The 16651-nt window shown below is 65.8% G+C and carries 12 protein-coding genes; 11 read left to right on the top strand and 1 reads right to left on the bottom strand.

Annotation, left to right across the window (positions count from 1 at the left end; genetic code table 11):
* Nucleotides 1-63: 63 nt before the first annotated feature.
* On the bottom strand, nucleotides 64-1158 hold the full coding sequence (locus ACSFBM_RS26205) for an AraC family transcriptional regulator (protein WP_435487022.1): 1095 nt from the start codon (nucleotides 1156-1158) through the stop codon (nucleotides 64-66).
* A gap of 139 nt (nucleotides 1159-1297) precedes the next feature.
* On the opposite strand from ACSFBM_RS26205, the gene ACSFBM_RS26200 reads away from it, so the two are divergent.
* From ACSFBM_RS26200 to ACSFBM_RS26150, 11 genes are all read left to right on the top strand, one after another.
* Complete coding sequence (locus ACSFBM_RS26200) at nucleotides 1298-3124, top strand: carboxylesterase/lipase family protein (protein WP_435487021.1); 1827 nt, start codon at nucleotides 1298-1300, stop codon at nucleotides 3122-3124.
* A 115-nt stretch (nucleotides 3125-3239) separates the two neighbouring features.
* Nucleotides 3240-4883, top strand: coding sequence for a 3-(methylthio)propionyl-CoA ligase (locus tag ACSFBM_RS26195; RefSeq protein WP_435487020.1), 1644 nt, complete (start codon nucleotides 3240-3242; stop codon nucleotides 4881-4883).
* A 141-nt stretch (nucleotides 4884-5024) separates the two neighbouring features.
* Nucleotides 5025-6254 (top strand): branched-chain amino acid ABC transporter substrate-binding protein, encoded by a 1230-nt coding sequence (locus tag ACSFBM_RS26190; RefSeq protein ID WP_435440307.1) that lies wholly within the window; start codon nucleotides 5025-5027, stop codon nucleotides 6252-6254.
* Between the two features lie 220 nt (nucleotides 6255-6474).
* Entirely contained in the window at nucleotides 6475-7707 is a 1233-nt protein-coding gene (locus ACSFBM_RS26185) for a branched-chain amino acid ABC transporter substrate-binding protein (RefSeq protein ID WP_435487019.1), read from the top strand.
* 103 nt (nucleotides 7708-7810) lie between these two features.
* Nucleotides 7811-8764 (top strand): branched-chain amino acid ABC transporter permease, encoded by a 954-nt coding sequence (locus ACSFBM_RS26180; protein WP_435487018.1) that lies wholly within the window; start codon nucleotides 7811-7813, stop codon nucleotides 8762-8764.
* Nucleotides 8765-8768: 4 nt separating this feature from the next.
* The gene (locus ACSFBM_RS26175; protein WP_435487017.1) at nucleotides 8769-10112 is read left to right on the top strand and encodes a branched-chain amino acid ABC transporter permease; all 1344 of its coding nucleotides are present in this window, start codon (nucleotides 8769-8771) and stop codon (nucleotides 10110-10112) included.
* A 2-nt stretch (nucleotides 10113-10114) separates the two neighbouring features.
* A complete protein-coding gene (locus ACSFBM_RS26170) occupies nucleotides 10115-10885 on the top strand; it encodes an ABC transporter ATP-binding protein (RefSeq protein WP_435440303.1) in 771 nt (256 codons plus the stop codon).
* 4 nt (nucleotides 10886-10889) lie between these two features.
* Nucleotides 10890-11585 carry an ABC transporter ATP-binding protein gene (locus ACSFBM_RS26165; protein ID WP_435487016.1) on the top strand — a complete coding sequence of 232 codons (696 nt, stop codon included), beginning with the start codon at nucleotides 10890-10892 and terminating at the stop codon, nucleotides 11583-11585.
* A gap of 240 nt (nucleotides 11586-11825) precedes the next feature.
* Entirely contained in the window at nucleotides 11826-13931 is a 2106-nt protein-coding gene (locus tag ACSFBM_RS26160; protein ID WP_435487015.1) for a 3-hydroxyacyl-CoA dehydrogenase NAD-binding domain-containing protein, read from the top strand.
* Between the two features lie 28 nt (nucleotides 13932-13959).
* The gene (locus ACSFBM_RS26155; protein WP_435487014.1) at nucleotides 13960-15435 is read left to right on the top strand and encodes a M20 family peptidase; all 1476 of its coding nucleotides are present in this window, start codon (nucleotides 13960-13962) and stop codon (nucleotides 15433-15435) included.
* 40 nt (nucleotides 15436-15475) lie between these two features.
* Nucleotides 15476-16651, top strand: a complete 1176-nt coding sequence (locus tag ACSFBM_RS26150; RefSeq protein WP_435487013.1) for an acetyl-CoA C-acyltransferase — start codon at nucleotides 15476-15478, stop codon at nucleotides 16649-16651.

Here is a 16651-nt window from a genome sequence, read left to right as displayed (position 1 = left end):
GTCCGGCAGAGCACGAAACCCCTGGCCGAACGGGCCATCGGGGCCCGCGCCCGGTTCGATCGCTCAGGCGGCCAGCGCCGCCGGGCCGTGCCAGATGCGCGCCCGGTACTGCGCCGGCGGAACGCCGAACCAGCGCTTGCAGGCGCGAAAGAAGTTGCTGCTGTCCACGAAGCCCAGCATGTCGGCCACGTCGGTCAGCGTGTGGCGGTCTTCCGCCAGGTACTGCTGCGCCAGTTCGCGGCGGGTGCGGTCGAGCAGCGACTGGAACGACTCCGACTCTTCCTGCAATCGGCGCTGCAGGGTGCGCTCGGCCAGTCCCAGGCCCGAGGCCACGTCCTGGCGGCGCGGCTCGCCGTGCTGCAGCCGGCGCGCGATCTCGGCGCACACGAGGCTGCTGGTGGTGGTCTGGCCCAGCAGGGTGAGCTGGTCGTCGAGCAGGTGCTCCTGCATCTCGCCGAGCACCGGATGCGCGGTGGGCAGCGGCATGGCCATGTCGGCGGCGGAAACCAGCAGGCGGTTGGCCGCGGCGTTGAAGCGCACGTCGCAGCCGAAGGCCTCGCGGTGCAGCCGGTCGCTGGCGGGCGCGGGATAGACGAACTCCATGGCGAGTGGCTGCACGTCGCGCCGCGTGAGCCAGCGGCACTGCATGAGCGTGGTGAGCAATGCGAACTCCACGCGCTGCCGCGGAATGGGCAGGCTGCCGCCGGTGTGTTCCATGACCAGCCAGCAGCCGCGCGCGTCGGCCTGCAGCGAGAAGGCCGTCGCGTCCGAGATCACCGCCATGTAGCGGGCCAGCCGCGCGAGCGCCGCGCCCAGGTCGGGGCTGCAGGCCATGGCATGGCCGACCGTGCCCAGCTTGCTGTGCGTGGAGGCGAAGTCGCGGTGCAGCCCCAGCGTGGCCTTGCCGGCGCGCGCCACGGCGAGTTGCCACAGCACGGTGATCTCGTCGACCGGGATGCGGGCGTTCTGCCGGTGCAGCGAATCGGGGTCGAAGCCGGCGTCGCGCAGCAGCTGGGGCACGTCCAGCCCCTCGGCCTCGAACATCGACAGCACGCCTTCGAGCCACGCCGCCGAGCTGGTGCGCAGCTCCGGCTGCGTGCAGCCGGGGCGGCGCGACGGCCGGCGCACGGGGCGCGACGTGGAGGCTTCTGAAGTCATTGATTTGGCTCGCTTGCGATAGCGGTGAAAACGGCGCCCGTTTCTAGAATTTTTTGGTGCGCGGCGGCCCGGTCGAATTCCAGTATGGCCGCCGCGCACCGAGCCAGGAATTCCGATTAACCCGGTGTGGAGACAAAACATGAAGACAGCGGCAGCAGCACAGGACCAGGGCGCGGCAGTAAAGGCGGCGGTGGCCAGGGCCCTCGCCATCGTGGCGGCAACGGCAGCCCTCGCGGCCTGCGGCGGCGGATCGTCGGGCTCGACCGGCTTCGCCTTTCTGCCGAGTGCGCCCGCGCCGGCCCCTGCGCCCCCACCCGAGCCCGCGGCCGACGGCCCCATGGTCCGCCAGACCACGGCCGGCAAGATCGAAGGCGTGGACGACAGCGCCGCTTCGGGCACCTGGTTCTGGAAGGGCGTGCCCTTTGCCAAGGCGCCGTCCGGCGAGCTGCGCTGGCGCGCCCCGGTCGAGCCCGAGGCCTGGAGCGGGATTCGCGCGGCGAAGACCTTCGGCGCGGCCTGCCTGCAGATCGGCCGCATCTTCGGCCCCGGCGCCAACAACACCTACGACGCCACCATCGTTTCCACGCTGGGCAAGCCGCTCGGCAGCGAAGACTGCCTGTTCGTCAACGTGTGGCGCCCGGCCACCCCCGACAAGAAGCTGCCGGTGCTGCTGTTCGTGCACGGTGGCAGCAACATCTCCGGCTACACGGCCGATCCGCTGTACGACGGCGCGAAGCTGGCCAAGGCCGCCAACGCGGTGGTCATCACCGCCAGCTACCGGCTCGGCGTGCTGGGCTTTTTGAACGTGCCGCAGCTGCGCCCCGGCGGCACCGCGGGCGACGACTCGGGCAACTTCGCGCTGCTCGACAACATGGCCGCGCTGCGCTTCATCCAGAACAACGTGGCCGCCTTCGGCGGCGACCCGGGCAACGTCACGCTGTCGGGCGAATCGGCAGGCGCCACCAACCTGCTGGCCATCATGACCTCGCCGATGGCCAAGGGCCTGTTCCACAAGGTCATCGAAATGAGCGGCGGCATTTCCATGGCGAGCAACCTCGTGGGCAAGCCCGGCGCGTCGCCGGCGCTGAACCCGGCTTCGGTGTCGCTCGCGCAGGGCGACGGCATTCTGAAGAGCCTGCTCGTGGCCGATGGCACCGCGGCCAATGCCGGGGCCGCCGCCACCTACATCGCCTCGCGCACACCGGCCCAGATTGCCGCCTACCTGCGCGCGAAGGAGGGCGGGGCGCTGCTGACCGCGGTGCTGAACGCCGGGCTGAGCGCAGTGGCGCCCATTCCCGACGGCACGGTGATACCCCTGAACCCGATCGACGCCATCGCCGCCGACCAGTACGTGAAGGTGCCGACCATCGCGGGCAACACGCGCGAGGAGGGCAAGCTGTTCGCATCCTTGCTGCCGCTGTTCGGCGGCAACCCGGGCTGGAAGATCGACGACGCGGCGCGCCTCACGCTGATGATGAACTTCAACCCCGATGCGGCCGCGCAGACGCTCACCTCGGGCGACATCATCGATGCGTCCTACCTGCCGGTAGGTACCGCCGTCACGGGCTACAACGCGAAGACCCGGCTCGTCACCAGCCTGCTGTTCGAAGCCAACCGCGACAACCTGCTCGACACCATGAAGACGCGCCAGTCCAACCTGTGGAGCTACCGGCTCGACTGGGCGCAGGAGGCCTACCCCTGGAACGAGGTGTACGGCGCGGCGCATGCGTTCGACCTGCCGTTCGTGTTCGGCAATTTCGGGCCGTCGGTGCTCTCCAACACCATCGGCGGCAAGGCCAACGAGAAGGGGCGCCTGGCGCTGTCGGGCGCCGTGATGGCCAGCATCGGCGCCTTCATGCGCAAGGGCGACCCGAATACGCCCGAACTTGGTGCAACCTGGGCGCCCTGGCCGTCGAAGCTGCTGTTCGACGCCACGCCCACGGCGCTGCAGAACGGCGTGGAGTGAGCCGCTTCGTTCAATCGTGCAGTGCGGGTTTGTGTCATTGTGGAAGTGGCCGAAGCTTGCGTGAATCCATTGATCGCCAAGTTTTCATGAAGTCATTTCTTTCAGGAGTCCGTAGATGCTGGGTTTGATGCAAGACCAACCGCTTTTGATCTCGTCGCTGATCGAGTTCGTCGAGCGCCACAACGGCGACGGCGAGATCGTCTCGCGCCGTGTCGAGGGCGACATTCACCGCTGCACATGGAGCGACATCGCATCGCGTGCCAGGCAGGTGGCCAACGCGCTGGACGGCGAGCAACTGCTGTTCAGCGACCGCATCGCCACGCTGGCCTGGAACGGCTACCGCCACCTGGAGCTGTACTACGGCGTGAGCGGCAGCGGCCGCGTGCTGCACACCATCAACCCGCGCCTGCACCCCGACCAGATCGCGTGGATCGCCAACCACGCCGAAGACCAGATCCTGTGCTTCGACCTGAGCTTCCTGCCGCTGGTGCAGGCCGTGCACGCCAAGTGCCCGGCCATCCGCAAATGGGTGGCGCTGTGCGACGCCGACAAGCTGCCTGCAGACAGCGGCGTGCCCAACCTCGTGAGCTACGAAAGCTGGATGGGCGCGCAGCCCACCGACTACGAATGGCCCACCTTCGACGAGAACTCGGCCTCGAGCATGTGCTACACGAGCGGCACCACGGGCAACCCCAAGGCCGCGCTCTACAGCCACCGCTCCACGATGCTGCATGCTTACGCGGCCGCGCTGCCCGACGTCATGCGCCTGTCGGCACAGGACTCGGTGCTGCCGGTGGTGCCCATGTTCCATGTCAACGCGTGGGGCATTCCGTACTCGGCCGCGCTGGTCGGCTGCAAGCTCGTGTTCCCCGGCCCGGCGCTGGACGGCAAGTCGGTGTACGAACTGATCGAGGCCGAAGGCGTGACCTTCGCCGCCGGCGTGCCCACCGTGTGGCAGATGCTGCTGGGCCACATGCAGGCGCACGGCCTGAAGTTCAGCAAGCTCAACCGCACCGTCATCGGCGGCTCGGCCTGCCCGCCGGCCATGATCACGGCGTTCCAGGAACTCTTCAACGTCGAGGTGCTGCACGCCTGGGGCATGACCGAGATGAGCCCGCTGGGCACGCTGTGCACGCTGAAGAACAAGCACCTGTCGCTGCCGCCCGACGCGCAGCTGCAGATCCGCATGAAGCAGGGGCGTGCCATCTTCGGCGTGGACATGAAGATCGTCGACAGCGACGGCGCCGAGCTGCCGTGGGACGGCAAGACGCCCGGCGACCTGCTGGTCAAGGGCCCGTGGATCGTGAAGGAATACTTCAAGGGGGAGGGCGGCGACCCGCTCGTTCCCGATGCGCAGGGCCGCGGCTGGTTCCCCACCGGCGACGTGGCCACCATCGACGCCGAGGGCTACCTGCAGATCACCGACCGCAGCAAGGACGTGATCAAGTCCGGCGGCGAGTGGATCAGCTCCATCGACATCGAGAACATCGCCGTGGCGCACCCGGCCGTGGCCATGGCAGCGTGCATCGGCGTGTTCCACCCCAAGTGGGACGAGCGGCCGATCATTGCCGTGGCGAAGAAGCCCGGCGGCGAGGTCAGCCGCGACGAACTGCTGAAGTTCTACGAAGGCAAGACCGCCAAGTGGCAGATTCCCGACGACGTGGTGTTCGTCGAAGCCATTCCGATCGGCGCCACCGGGAAGATTCTGAAGACGCGGCTGCGCGAGCTGCTGAAGGACTACAAGCTTCCCACCCTCTGAACCCGCAGGCCAAGCCCTGCTGCACTGTCGCGCACGCGATAGGAAAGCCGCCCCCGCGGCTTTTCTTCCGGGCAATCCCTGTGCGGTGAAAAAAAGGGCGCTTGTACGCTGGCATCCGCCTAACAAAACTGGAGACTCTTCATGCAAATTGCTATCAAGTCAGTAGCTGCCTGCGCAATGCTGGTGTGCGTTACCGCCACATTCGCTCAAAAGGGCGAGACCGTCAAGATTGCCTGGATCGACCCGCTCTCGGGCCTCATGGCCGCGGTGGGCACCAACCAGCTCAAGACCACGCAATTCCTTGCTGAAGAGTTCAACAAGAAGAACCAGTCGGGCGTGAAGTTCGAGGTCATCGGCATCGACAACAAGCTCAGCCCGCAGGAGACCACCGCGGCGCTGCGTTCCGCGCAGGACCAGGGTGCGCGCTACATCATGCAGGGCAACGGCTCCGGCCCGGCGCTGGCCATCATCGACGCCATCGAGAAGAACAACTCGCGCAACCCCGGCAAGGAGTTGCTGTTCATGAACTACGCGGCGGTCGACCCCGACCTGACCAACAGCAAGTGCAGCTACTGGCACTTCCGCGTGGACGCCGACACCTCCATGAAGATGGAGGCGCTCACCGCCTGGATGAAGGACCAGCCCGACATCAAGAAGGTCTACCTGCTCGGGCAGAACTATGCCCACGGCGTGCAGGTGGCCAAGTACGCCAAGGAAGACCTGAAGGTCAAGCGCCCCGACATCCAGATCGTGGGCGAAGACCTGCACCCGCTTGCGCAGGTGCGCGACTTCTCGCCTTACATCGCCAAGATCAAGGCCTCGGGTGCCGACACCGTCATTACCGGCAACTGGGGCTCCGACCTGTCGCTGCTCATCAAGGCGGCCAACGACTCGGGCCTGAACGTCAAGTTCCTGACCTACTACGCGCCGGGCGCGGGCACGCCCACGGCCATGGGCGCCACGTCCGACGGCAAGGTCTACACCGTGGCCTACGCCCACTACAACATGGGCGGCGAGATCCAGCAGCTGCTCGCCGGCTACAAGAAGCGCATGAACGACGACCTGACGCAGGCCTCGATCTACCACGTGTTCGCGCTGCTCGACGCCGCCTTTGCCAAGACCAAGTCGACCGACCCCGTGAAGGTGGCCGCGGCGCTCGAAGGCATGAAGATCAAGAGCTTCAACGGCGAGGTCGAGATGCGCAAGACCGACCACCAGCTGCAGCAGGGCCTGTACATCTCGCGTTGGGAAAAGGCCAGCGCCAAGTACCCGTACGACGCGGAGAACACCGGCTACACCAATGTGCCGGTGAAGTACTACGAGTCGTACGTGGCCAGCACGCCCACCACGTGCCAGATGAAGCGCCCCTGAGCCCCGTTGTTCAAGGTCGTCGAGCAAATTCCTACCCGTTGGTAGCAAGGAGCTACCAACGGGTAGCAAATTGGGTGAACGCGGTGTCGCCTGCGCGATAGAAACGGGCCTTCGAGGCCACCCTCTTACGGGCATTCCCTGAGGGGAGGGGCTGGGAACGCTTGTACGCTCGTGTTGCGTTTTGATTCGGTTCTGATTCGGTTTGACCAGGAGATATAGATTGAAGTTCGCTCTGAAAATCGCTGCCGCTGCCGTCATTGCGGCCACCGCCACCGGTGCCCTCGCCCAGAAGGGTGAAACCGTCAAGATCGCATGGCTCGACCCTCTGTCCGGCCTGATGGCCGCGGTGGGCACCAACCAGCTCAAGACCTTCCAGTTCTTCGCCGAAGAGTTCAACAAGAAGAACGCGGCGGGCGTGAAGTTCGAGATCATCGGCATCGACAACAAGCTCAGCCCGCAGGAGACCACCAGCGCGCTGCGCTCGGCGCTCGACCAGGGCGCGCGCTACATCGTGCAGGGCAACGGCTCCGGCCCGGCGCTGGCCATCATCGATGCGCTCGAGAAGAACAACGCGCGCAACCCCGGCAAGGAAGCGCTGTACCTGAACTACGCCGCGGTCGACCCCGAGCTGACCAACGCCAAGTGCAGCTACTGGCAGTTCCGCTTCGACGCCGACACGTCGATGAAGATGGAAGCGCTGACCACCTGGATGAAGGACCAGCCGGAGATCAAGAAGGTCTACGTCATCGGCCAGAACTACTCGCACGGCCAGCAGGTCTCCAAGTTCGCCAAGGAAGACCTGAAGGTCAAGCGCCCCGACATCCAGATCGTGGGCGACGACCTGCACCCGCTCGCGCAGGTGCGCGACTTCTCGCCCTACATCGCCAAGATCAAGGCCTCGGGCGCCGACACCGTCATCACCGGCAACTGGGGCTCCGACCTGGCACTGCTCATCAAGGCGGCCAACGACTCGGGCCTGAACGTCAAGTTCCTGACCTACTACGCCGTGACCACCGGCACGCCCACCGCCATGGGCGCGGCGTCCGACGGCAAGGTGTACCAGGTCGGCTACGCGCACTACAACATGGGCGGCGACATGCAGAAGTACGCCGACGACTTCAAGAAGAAGTTCAACGACGACCTCTACACCACCGACGTGTACACCGTGTTCCAGGCACTGACCGAAGCCTTCGTGAAGACCAAGTCGACCGACCCCGTCAAGGTGGCCGCCGCCATGGAAGGGCTGAAGTTCAAGAGCTTCAACGGCGACGTCGAGCTGCGCAAGACCGACCACCAGCTGCAGCAAGGCCTGTACATCACCAAGTGGGAGAAGGCCAGCGCCAAGTACCCGTACAGCCCCGAGAACACCGGCTACACGCTGGCGCCTGTGAAGTACTACGACGCCTACGTGGCGAGCACGCCCACGTCGTGCCAGATGAAGCGTCCTTCCTGACCTCCCGAGTCCTGACTCACTGAGCTCCGGAAAGCGCCAACGCGGTCGAGGCCCGACTTCAACACTCGGGCCTTTTTCTTTTTTCACCTGACACGAAAGACCGATGAACGTCGAATTCTTCGTCATCTCGCTGCTCAACGGCGTGAGCTACGGCTTGCTGTTGTTCATGCTGAGCTCCGGCCTCACGCTGATCTTCAGCATGATGGGTGTGCTCAACTTCGCACACGCCAGCTTCTACATGCTGGGCGCCTACTTCGCCTACACGATCTCGGGCGTGCTGGGCTTCTGGCCGGCGCTGTTCATCGCACCGCTGCTGGTGTTCGCGCTGGGCGCGGCCTTCGAGCGCTACTGCCTGCGCCGCGTTCACAAGTTCGGCCACGTGCCCGAGCTGCTGGTGACCTTCGGCCTTTCGTACCTCATTCTCGAACTGGTGCAGCTGGTGTGGGGCCGCTCCACGGTGCCCTACGGCCTGCCGCAGGCGCTGCAGGGTCCGCTCTTCACGCTCTACGGCACGCAGTTCCCCAAGTCGCGTTCGTTCATCATGCTGGTGGCCGTGCTGATGCTGGTGTCTGTGTGGCTGCTGCTCACGCGCACGCGCATCGGCCTGGTGATCCAGGCGGCGCTCAAGCACCCCGACATGGTCGAGGCGCTGGGCCACAACGTGCCGCGCGTGTTCATGATGGTGTTCGGCGGCGGTGCCGCGCTGGCGGGCCTGGCCGGCGTGGTCGGCGGCAACACCTACGTCACCGAGCCGGCCATGGCGGGCTCGGTCGGCTCCATCATCTTCGTGGTGGTGGTGGTCGGCGGCATGGGGTCGCTGGCGGGCGCCTTCCTGGCCTCGCTGATCATCGGCGTGGTGCAGACCTTCGCCGTGGCCATGGACCAGTCGCTCGCGGGCGCGCTGCAGTGGTTCGGCATGGCGGTGACGGACCAGACCTTCGGCTACGAGCTGCTCAAGCTCACGATCTCGCAGGTCGCGCCCATCCTGCCGTACCTGTTCCTGGTGCTGATCCTCATCTTCCGCCCCAAGGGCCTCCTTGGCACCCGGGAGGACTGACGCCATGACCACCGCAACCACAACCACCCCCGCGACCACCGGCACCGGCACCTCGCAGAAGAAGTACTACCGCTTCAAGCCGCTGAACATCGGCCGCATCCTGATCTGGTCGCTGTTCGCGCTGCTGCTGATCGTGGCGCCGATGCTCTTCAAGAGCAGCCTGGCGCTCACCATGCTGTCGCAGATCGGCTACCTGATCATCATCTGCCTGAGCTACAACATCCTGCTGGGGCAGGGCGGCATGCTCAGCTTCGGGCATGCGGTGTACGTGGGCCTGGGCTCGTTCATCGCCATCCACACCATGAACTTGGCCAGCGCCGGCAAGCTGCCGATTCCGCTGGTGCTCATTCCGCTCGTGGGCGGCTTGGGCGGCATGTTCTTCGCCATGGTGTTCGGCTATGTGTCGACCAAGAAGTCGGGCACCACCTTCGCGATGATCACGCTCGGCCTCGGCGAGCTGGTCGCCGCCATGGCGCTGATGTTCCCCAGCTTCTTCGGCGGCGAGGGCGGCATCACCACCAACCGCGTGTACGGCGCTTCGTTCTTCGGCATCACCTTCGGGCCGCAGAACCAGGTGTACTACCTGATCGCGGTGTACTGCTTCATCTGCACCGCGCTGATGTTCGCCTTCACCGGCACGCCGCTCGGACGCATGCTGAACGCGGTGCGCGACAACCCGGAGCGCGTGGAGTTCATCGGCTACAACACGCAGCGCGTGCGCTACTTCGCCTTCATCATCGCGGGCTTCTTCGCGGGCATCGGCGGCGGGCTGGCGGCCATCAACTTCGAGATCGTGAACGCGGCCGACAGCCTGAACGGGCTGCGCTCGGGCAGCTACCTGCTGTTCACCTTCCTGGGCGGTGCGACCTTCTTCTTCGGGCCGATCATCGGCGCGGCGCTGCTGGTGTTCGCGCTGGTGCTGCTGTCGGAGCTGAGCAAGGCCTGGCTGCTGTACGTGGGCCTGGTGTTCCTGCTGATGGTGATGTTCGCGCCCGGCGGCGTGGCCAGCCTGATCATGATGAACATGCGCGTGGCGCTGTTCGGCAAGATCAAGCGCTTCTACCTGCTGTACGTGGGCCTGTTCATCGGCGCGGCCGTCATGCTGGCGGGCGCCGCGGCCATCGTCGAGATGATCTATCACATGCAGCTCAACGCAGCGCTCGGGCCCATGGTGCCGTTCGCGGGTCTGCAGCTCGACACGTCGTCGGCCACCAGCTGGGTCGTCGCGGCGGCCTTGCTGGCGGTGGGCCTGGGCATCTTCGAGGTGGTGCGCAGGCGCTTCGCGAAGGCATGGGGCCAGGCGCAGGAAGAAATCGAAGCCGAGATCAAGCGCCGGGAGGTTGCATAGGCATGACTTACTCACTCGAACTCAAGGGTCTGCGCAAGAGCTTCGGCAAGACCGACATCATCCGCGGGGTCGACCTGGCGGTGAACGCGGGCGAGCGCATCGCGATCATCGGGCCGAACGGCGCGGGCAAGTCCACGCTGTTCAACCTGATCAGCGGGCGCCTGGCGCCCACCAGCGGCGAGGTGCTGCTGAACGGCCAGCGCATCGACGGCAAGCAGCCCTACGAAATCAACCGCATGGGGCTGTCGCGCAGTTTCCAGATCACCAACATCTTTCCGAAGCTGAGCGTGTTCGAGAACCTGCGCTGCGGCGTGCTGTGGAGCCTGGGCTACAAGTACACCTTCCTGCGCTTTCTGTCGAACCTGGACGACGCCAACGAGCGCACCGAGGAACTCATCAAGCAGATCGGGCTGGAGAAGAAGCGCGACGTGCATGCGGTGAACCTCACGTACGCCGAGCAGCGCGCGCTGGAAATCGGCGTGACGATCGCGGGCGGTGCGAACGTCATCCTGCTGGACGAGCCCACGGCCGGCATGAGCAAGACGGAAACCTCGCACTTCATCTCGCTGATCAAGCACGTCACGGTCGGCAAGACGCTGCTGACGGTGGAGCACGACATGGGCGTGGTGTTCGGGCTGGCCGACAAGATCGCGGTGGTGGTGTACGGCGAGATCATCGCCTTCGATTCGCCTGCGGCCGTGCGTGCCAATGCGCGCGTGCAGGAGGCGTATCTGGGCTCATCCGTAGCCGATGCGCAAGGGGCAGGACACTGACAACATGCTGAAGCTTCAAGACATCCACGCCTACTACGGCAAGAGCCATGTGCTGCATGGCGTTTCCTTCGAGGTGAACCCCGGCGAGATCGTCGCGCTGCTGGGCCGCAATGGTTCGGGCCGCTCGACCACCGCCAAGGCCATCATGGGCCTGGTGCATGCCGAGGGCGGACTGCACTGGAAGGGGCAGGACATCCTGCGCCGCAAGGCCTACGAAATTGCACATTTCGGCATCGGCTACGTGCCCGAGAACCGCGACATCTTTCCCAAGCTCACGGTGCACCAGAACCTGCTGCTGGGGCAGAAGGGCACGGGCAAGGGCAGCCGCTGGCAGTTCGACGACATGTACGGCATGTTCCCGCGCCTGAAGGAGCGCCAGCACACCGAAGCCGGCGTGCTGTCGGGCGGCGAGCAGCAGATGCTCACGCTGTGCCGCACGCTCATGGGCGATCCCGACCTGATCATCATCGACGAGCCGACCGAAGGCCTCGCGCCCAAGATCGTCGAGCTGGTGGGGCAGTATTTGCGCACGCTGAAGGACAAGGGCATCTCGGTGCTGCTGATCGAGCAGAAGCTCACCATTGCGATGCAGATCTCGGACCGCGCGCTCGTCATGGGCCACGGCAGCATCGTGTTCGACGGCACGCCCGACAGCCTGCGCGCAGACGCCACAACGCGCAAGGAGTGGCTGGAGGTTTAGGGCTAACCCCCAGGCTTCGCGCACTTCGTGTCGCTACGCCTTCCCCCTTGCAGGGGGCAACACCTGCGGCCCGGCAAAGCCGGTTCCGCGGTGTTCCCCGAAAGCCCCGCCCTCCTCAGGGAGGGCCTTGTCTCTCCAGCGACTGCATGCCATTGTTGCGTCGCGACAAAAGCCTAGAATCCCCCGAAAAAGAACACTCGTGCTTTTTCTTCTTTTTCTTCACACACCAAGGAACGCAGCATGACGGCTGAATACAAAGTGCTCGGCGATGTCGCCGTGATCACCATGACCAACCCGCCGGTCAACGGTCTCGGCTTCTCGACGCGCATCGGCATCACCGACGGCCTCGCCAAGGCCAATGCCGACGACGCCGTCAAGGCCATCGTCATCACCGGCGCCGGCAAGGCGTTCTCGGGCGGTGCGGACATCAAGGAATTCGGCACGCCCAAGGCGCTGCAAGAGCCCAACCTGCTGAGCGTGATCCTCGCGCTCGAAGCGTCTTCCAAACCCATCGTCGCGGCCATCCACTCGGTGTGCATGGGCGGCGGCCTCGAGCTGGCCCTGGGTTGCCACTACCGCGTGGCCGCTCCCGGCACCAGCGTCGCGCTGCCAGAAGTCAAGCTGGGCCTCATTCCCGGCGCCGGCGGCACGCAGCGCCTGCCGCGCGTGATCGGTGTCGAGACCGCGTTGAACATGATCGTCAGCGGCGAGCCCGTGAAGAGCGAACTGCTCGCTAGCCTGCCCGGCCAGAAACTGTTCGACCGGCTGGCTGCATCGACCGAATCGGTGTTCGAAGAGGCCGTGGCCTTCGCCAAGAGCGTGGCCGGCAAGACCGGTGAAGCGCATCCGCTGGTGCGCAACCTGCCGTGCAAGCACCCGCAAGGCGACGCCTACTTCCAGTTCGCCAAGAACATGGTCGGCGGCATGTCGAAGAACTACCCCGCGCCGCTGCAATGCGTGGACGCGGTGCAGGCCGCCACCAAGCTGAAGTTCGACGCCGGCATGGCCGAAGAGCGCCGCATCTTCACCTCGCTGATGTTCACGCCCGAATCGCTGGCACTGCGCCACCTGTTCATGGCCGAGCGCGCCGCCAGCAAGATTCCCGACGTGGCCGAAGACACGCCCAAGCGCGACATCAAGGCCGTGGGCGTCATCGGCGCCGGCACCATGGGCGGCGGCATCTCGATGAACTTCCTGAACGCGGGCATCCCCGTCAAGATCCTCGAGATGAAGCAGGAGGCGCTCGACCGTGGCGTCGCCACCATCAAGAAGAACTACGAAGCCCAGGTCAAGAAGGGCAAGCTCAAGCAGGACAAGTACGAGCAGCGCATGGCGCTCCTGAGCACCACGCTGAGCTACGACGACCTGAAGGACGCCGACCTGATCATCGAGGCCGTGTTCGAAGAGCTGGGCGTGAAAGAGAAGGTGTTCAAGGAGCTCGACCGCGTCGCCAAGAAGGGCGCGATCCTGGCGTCGAACACATCCACGCTCGACGTCGACAAGATCGCCGCCTTCACCGACCGTCCGCAGGACGTGGTCGGCATGCACTTCTTCAGCCCCGCCAACGTGATGAAGCTGCTCGAAGTGGTGCGCGGCAAGGCCACGGGCAAGGACGTGCTGGCCACGGTCATGGCCATTGGCAAGAAGATCAAGAAGACCGCGGTGGTCTCCGGCGTGTGCGACGGCTTCATCGGCAACCGCATGATCGAGCAGTACTCGCGCCAGGCGGGCTTTCTGCTGGACGAAGGCGCGCTGCCGCAGCAGGTCGACAAGGCCATCGAGAAGTTCGGCTTTGCCATGGGCCCGTTCCGCATGGGCGACCTGGCCGGCAACGACATCGGCTGGGCCATTCGCAAGCGCCGCGCCACCGAGCGCGCCGACATGAAGTACAGCCGCACGGCCGACAAGCTCTGCGAACTGGGCCGCTTCGGCCAGAAGACCGGGGCAGGGTGGTACGACTACCAGGCCGGCAAGCGCGACGCGATTCCGTCGGAGCTCGTCAACAAGATGATCGAGGACCACCGCAAGGAACTGGGCATCACGCCGCGCAAGATTTCCGATGAGGAGATCGTGCAACGCCTGGTGTACGCGCTGGTCAACGAAGGCGCGCAGATCCTCGAAGACGGCATCGCCTCGAAGTCCGGCGACATCGACATGGTGTACCTCACGGGCTACGGCTTCCCGATCTGGCGCGGCGGCCCGATGCACTACGCATCGCAAGTCGGCCTGTACAACGTGGCCGAGACGATGAAGCGCTTTGCGAAGAACCCGCTCGACGACGCCGAGTTCTGGCAGCCTGCACCGCTGATCCAGAAGCTGGTGGCCGAAGGCAAGTCCTTCAGCTGAGACTGAACCGCGCTGGGTCAAACCGCCAATGTTGAAACGCATCTTCCTCGGGCTGCTGCTGGCCATCGTGTTGCTGGTGGCCGCCGTGGCGGTCAAGACCTGGACCACGCCGTCGCAGCAGCTGGCGGTGGCGCCAGCCCCCAAGCTGGACATCGACCTGCAGGCGGCCGCCAAGCGGCTGTCTACCGCGATCACGTTCCGCACCGTTTCCAGCCTTGACGACTCGGCCGCCAACCTGGCCGAGTTCGACAAGCTGCACGCCTACCTCGAGCAGCAATTCCCCAAGGTCCACGCCACCCTGAAGAAGGAAGTCGTGGGCAGCAAGGCGCTGCTCTACACATGGACCGGCACCGATCCGCAAGCCAAGCCCATCGCGCTGATGGCGCACCAGGACATGGTGCCCATCGCTCCGGGCACCGAGAAGGCCTGGACGGTCGACCCCTTCGCGGGCGAGATCAAGGACGGCTTCATCTGGGGCCGCGGCACGCTCGACAACAAGAGCAATCTTTTCGCGCAGATGGAAGCCATCGAGCTGCTCATCGGCGCAGGCTTCAAGCCGAAGCAAACCGTCTACCTCGTGATGGGTGACGACGAAGAGGTGAGCGGTCTGCGCGGCGCGCTGCCCATTGCCGAGCTGCTCAAGTCGCGCAACGTGCGCCTGGACTGGGTGCTCGACGAAGGCCTGCTGGTGCTCGACGGCGTGCTGCCGGGCCTGAGCAAGCCCGCGGCACTCATCGGCCTGGCGGAGAAGGGCTACGGCACCTTCTTCCTGTCGCTCGATACGGCCCCCGGCCATTCGTCGATGCCGCCGCAGCACAGCGCCATCGGCAGCATGAGCGCGGCGCTCGCACGGCTCGAAGCCAACCCGATGCCCGGCAACATCCAGGGCGTGGCCGGCCAGATGTTCGGCGCGCTGGCGCCCGAGATGAGCGGCGTCAACCGCGTGATGCTGTCCAACCTGTGGCTCACCGAGCCGCTGGTGCGTGGCCAGCTCGAGAAAAGCCCGAGCAGCAACGCGATGCTGCGCACGACCACCGCGCTGACCATCGTGCGCGCCGGCAACAAGGACAACGTGCTGCCCGGCCGCGCCGAGGCCGCCGTCAATTTCCGCATCCTGCCGGGCGACTCGCTCGCCAGCGTCGAGGCGCACCTGCGCAAGACACTGGGCAACGACGACATCAAGATCAAGCAGTACCCCGGCAACGCCGAGCCGTCGCCCGTGTCGTCGACCGAGAGCACCGGCTACCGCGCCATCCGGCAGGCGGTGCGCCAGAGCTTTCCAGACGCGGTGGTGGCCCCCGGCCTCATGACCGCCGCGACCGACTCGCGCCACTTCAGCCTCGTGAGCGACGCCGTCTTCCGCTTCTCGCCGTTCCGCGTGAAGGCCGAAGACCTGGCGCGCTTCCACGGCAACAACGAACGCCTGGCCATCTCCAACTACGGCGAGATGATCGGCTTCTATCACCAGCTCCTGAGCAACACCCTCGCTGCTCCGGCGCCATGACGACAAGCTCTTTTCCCTTCCATCTTCAAAGGACCTCACCATGACCAGCGCCGTCATCGTTTCCACCGCCCGCACGCCGCTCGCGAAGAGCTGGAAGGGTGCCTTCAACATGACGCACGGCGCCACGCTCGGCGGCCATGCGGTGCAGCATGCGGTGCAGCGCGCCGGCATCGACCCCGCCTCGGTGGACGACGTGATCATGGGCTGCGCCACGCCCGAAGGCGCGACCGGCTCCAACATCGCGCGCCAGATCGCGCTGCGCGCCGGCCTGCCCATCACCACCTCGGGCATGACCATCAACCGCTTCTGCTCCTCGGGCCTGCAGACCATCGCCACCGCCGCGCAACGCATCATCGCGGGCGAAGGCGATGTGTACGTGGCCGGCGGCGTCGAGAGCATCTCGTGCGTGCAGAACGAAGCCAACAAGCACATGCTGGCCGACCCCTGGCTCGTGAAGCACAAGCCCGAGATCTACTGGAACATGCTGCAGACGGCCGAGCAGGTCGCCAAGCGCTACAACATCGGCCGCGACGCCATGGACGAATACGGCGCCGCCAGCCAGCAGAAGGCCACGGCCGCGCTGGAAGCCGGCCGCTTCAAGGAAGAAATCGCCCCCATCACCGTGCTGGCCGGCGTGGCCGACCCCGTGCTGGGCCTGCGCACCAAGGAAGTCACCGTCGAGAACGACGAAGGCATTCGTGCGGGCACCACCAAGGAAGGCATCAGCGGCATCCGCCCGGCCATGCCCGGCGGCCTGATCTCGGCCGGCAATGCCAGCCAGTTCTCCGATGGCGGCGGCGCCTGCGTGGTGGTCGACGAAAAGTACGCCGAGCAGAAGGGCCTGAAGCCCCTGGGCCGCTTCCTCGGCTTCGCCGTGGCCGGCTGCGAGCCCGACGAAATGGGCATCGGCCCGGTCTTCGCCATCCCGAAGGTGCTCAAGCGCCTGGGCCTCACGGTCAACGACATCGACCTGTGGGAGCTGAACGAAGCTTTCGCGGTGCAGGTCATCTACTGCCGCGACAAGCTGGGCATTCCGGCCGATCGCCTGAACGTGGACGGCGGCGCCATCGCGGTGGGCCACCCCTACGGCGTGAGCGGCCAGCGCCTGACGGGCCATGCGCTCATCGAGGGCAAGCGCCGCGGCGCGAAGAAGGTCGTGGTCACGATGTGCATCGGCGGCGGCATGGGCGCCGCGGGCGTGTTCGAGGTCCTGTAA

The organism is Variovorax pasteuri (assembly GCF_051216435.1).
In the GTDB taxonomy this organism is placed as follows: Bacteria; Pseudomonadota; Gammaproteobacteria; order Burkholderiales; family Burkholderiaceae_C; genus Variovorax.
Note: the sequence above shows the minus strand (reverse complement) of the source record. Positions and strands in the feature narration are given on the sequence as shown.

What these genes read in the sequence shown, in the direction of transcription:
- ACSFBM_RS26160 (WP_435487015.1), top strand. Translation starts at nt 11,826, where the DNA reads ATGACGGCTGAATACAAAGTGCTCGGCGATGTCGCCGTGATCACCATG.
- ACSFBM_RS26200 (WP_435487021.1), top strand. Translation starts at nt 1,298, where the DNA reads ATGAAGACAGCGGCAGCAGCACAGGACCAGGGCGCGGCAGTAAAGGCG.
- ACSFBM_RS26150 (WP_435487013.1), top strand. Translation starts at nt 15,476, where the DNA reads ATGACCAGCGCCGTCATCGTTTCCACCGCCCGCACGCCGCTCGCGAAG.
- ACSFBM_RS26155 (WP_435487014.1), top strand. Translation starts at nt 13,960, where the DNA reads ATGTTGAAACGCATCTTCCTCGGGCTGCTGCTGGCCATCGTGTTGCTG.
- ACSFBM_RS26165 (WP_435487016.1), top strand. Translation starts at nt 10,890, where the DNA reads ATGCTGAAGCTTCAAGACATCCACGCCTACTACGGCAAGAGCCATGTG.
- ACSFBM_RS26170 (WP_435440303.1), top strand. Translation starts at nt 10,115, where the DNA reads ATGACTTACTCACTCGAACTCAAGGGTCTGCGCAAGAGCTTCGGCAAG.
- ACSFBM_RS26205 (WP_435487022.1), bottom strand. Translation starts at nt 1,158, where the DNA reads ATGACTTCAGAAGCCTCCACGTCGCGCCCCGTGCGCCGGCCGTCGCGC.
- ACSFBM_RS26180 (WP_435487018.1), top strand. Translation starts at nt 7,811, where the DNA reads ATGAACGTCGAATTCTTCGTCATCTCGCTGCTCAACGGCGTGAGCTAC.
- ACSFBM_RS26195 (WP_435487020.1), top strand. Translation starts at nt 3,240, where the DNA reads ATGCTGGGTTTGATGCAAGACCAACCGCTTTTGATCTCGTCGCTGATC.
- ACSFBM_RS26190 (WP_435440307.1), top strand. Translation starts at nt 5,025, where the DNA reads ATGCAAATTGCTATCAAGTCAGTAGCTGCCTGCGCAATGCTGGTGTGC.
- ACSFBM_RS26175 (WP_435487017.1), top strand. Translation starts at nt 8,769, where the DNA reads ATGACCACCGCAACCACAACCACCCCCGCGACCACCGGCACCGGCACC.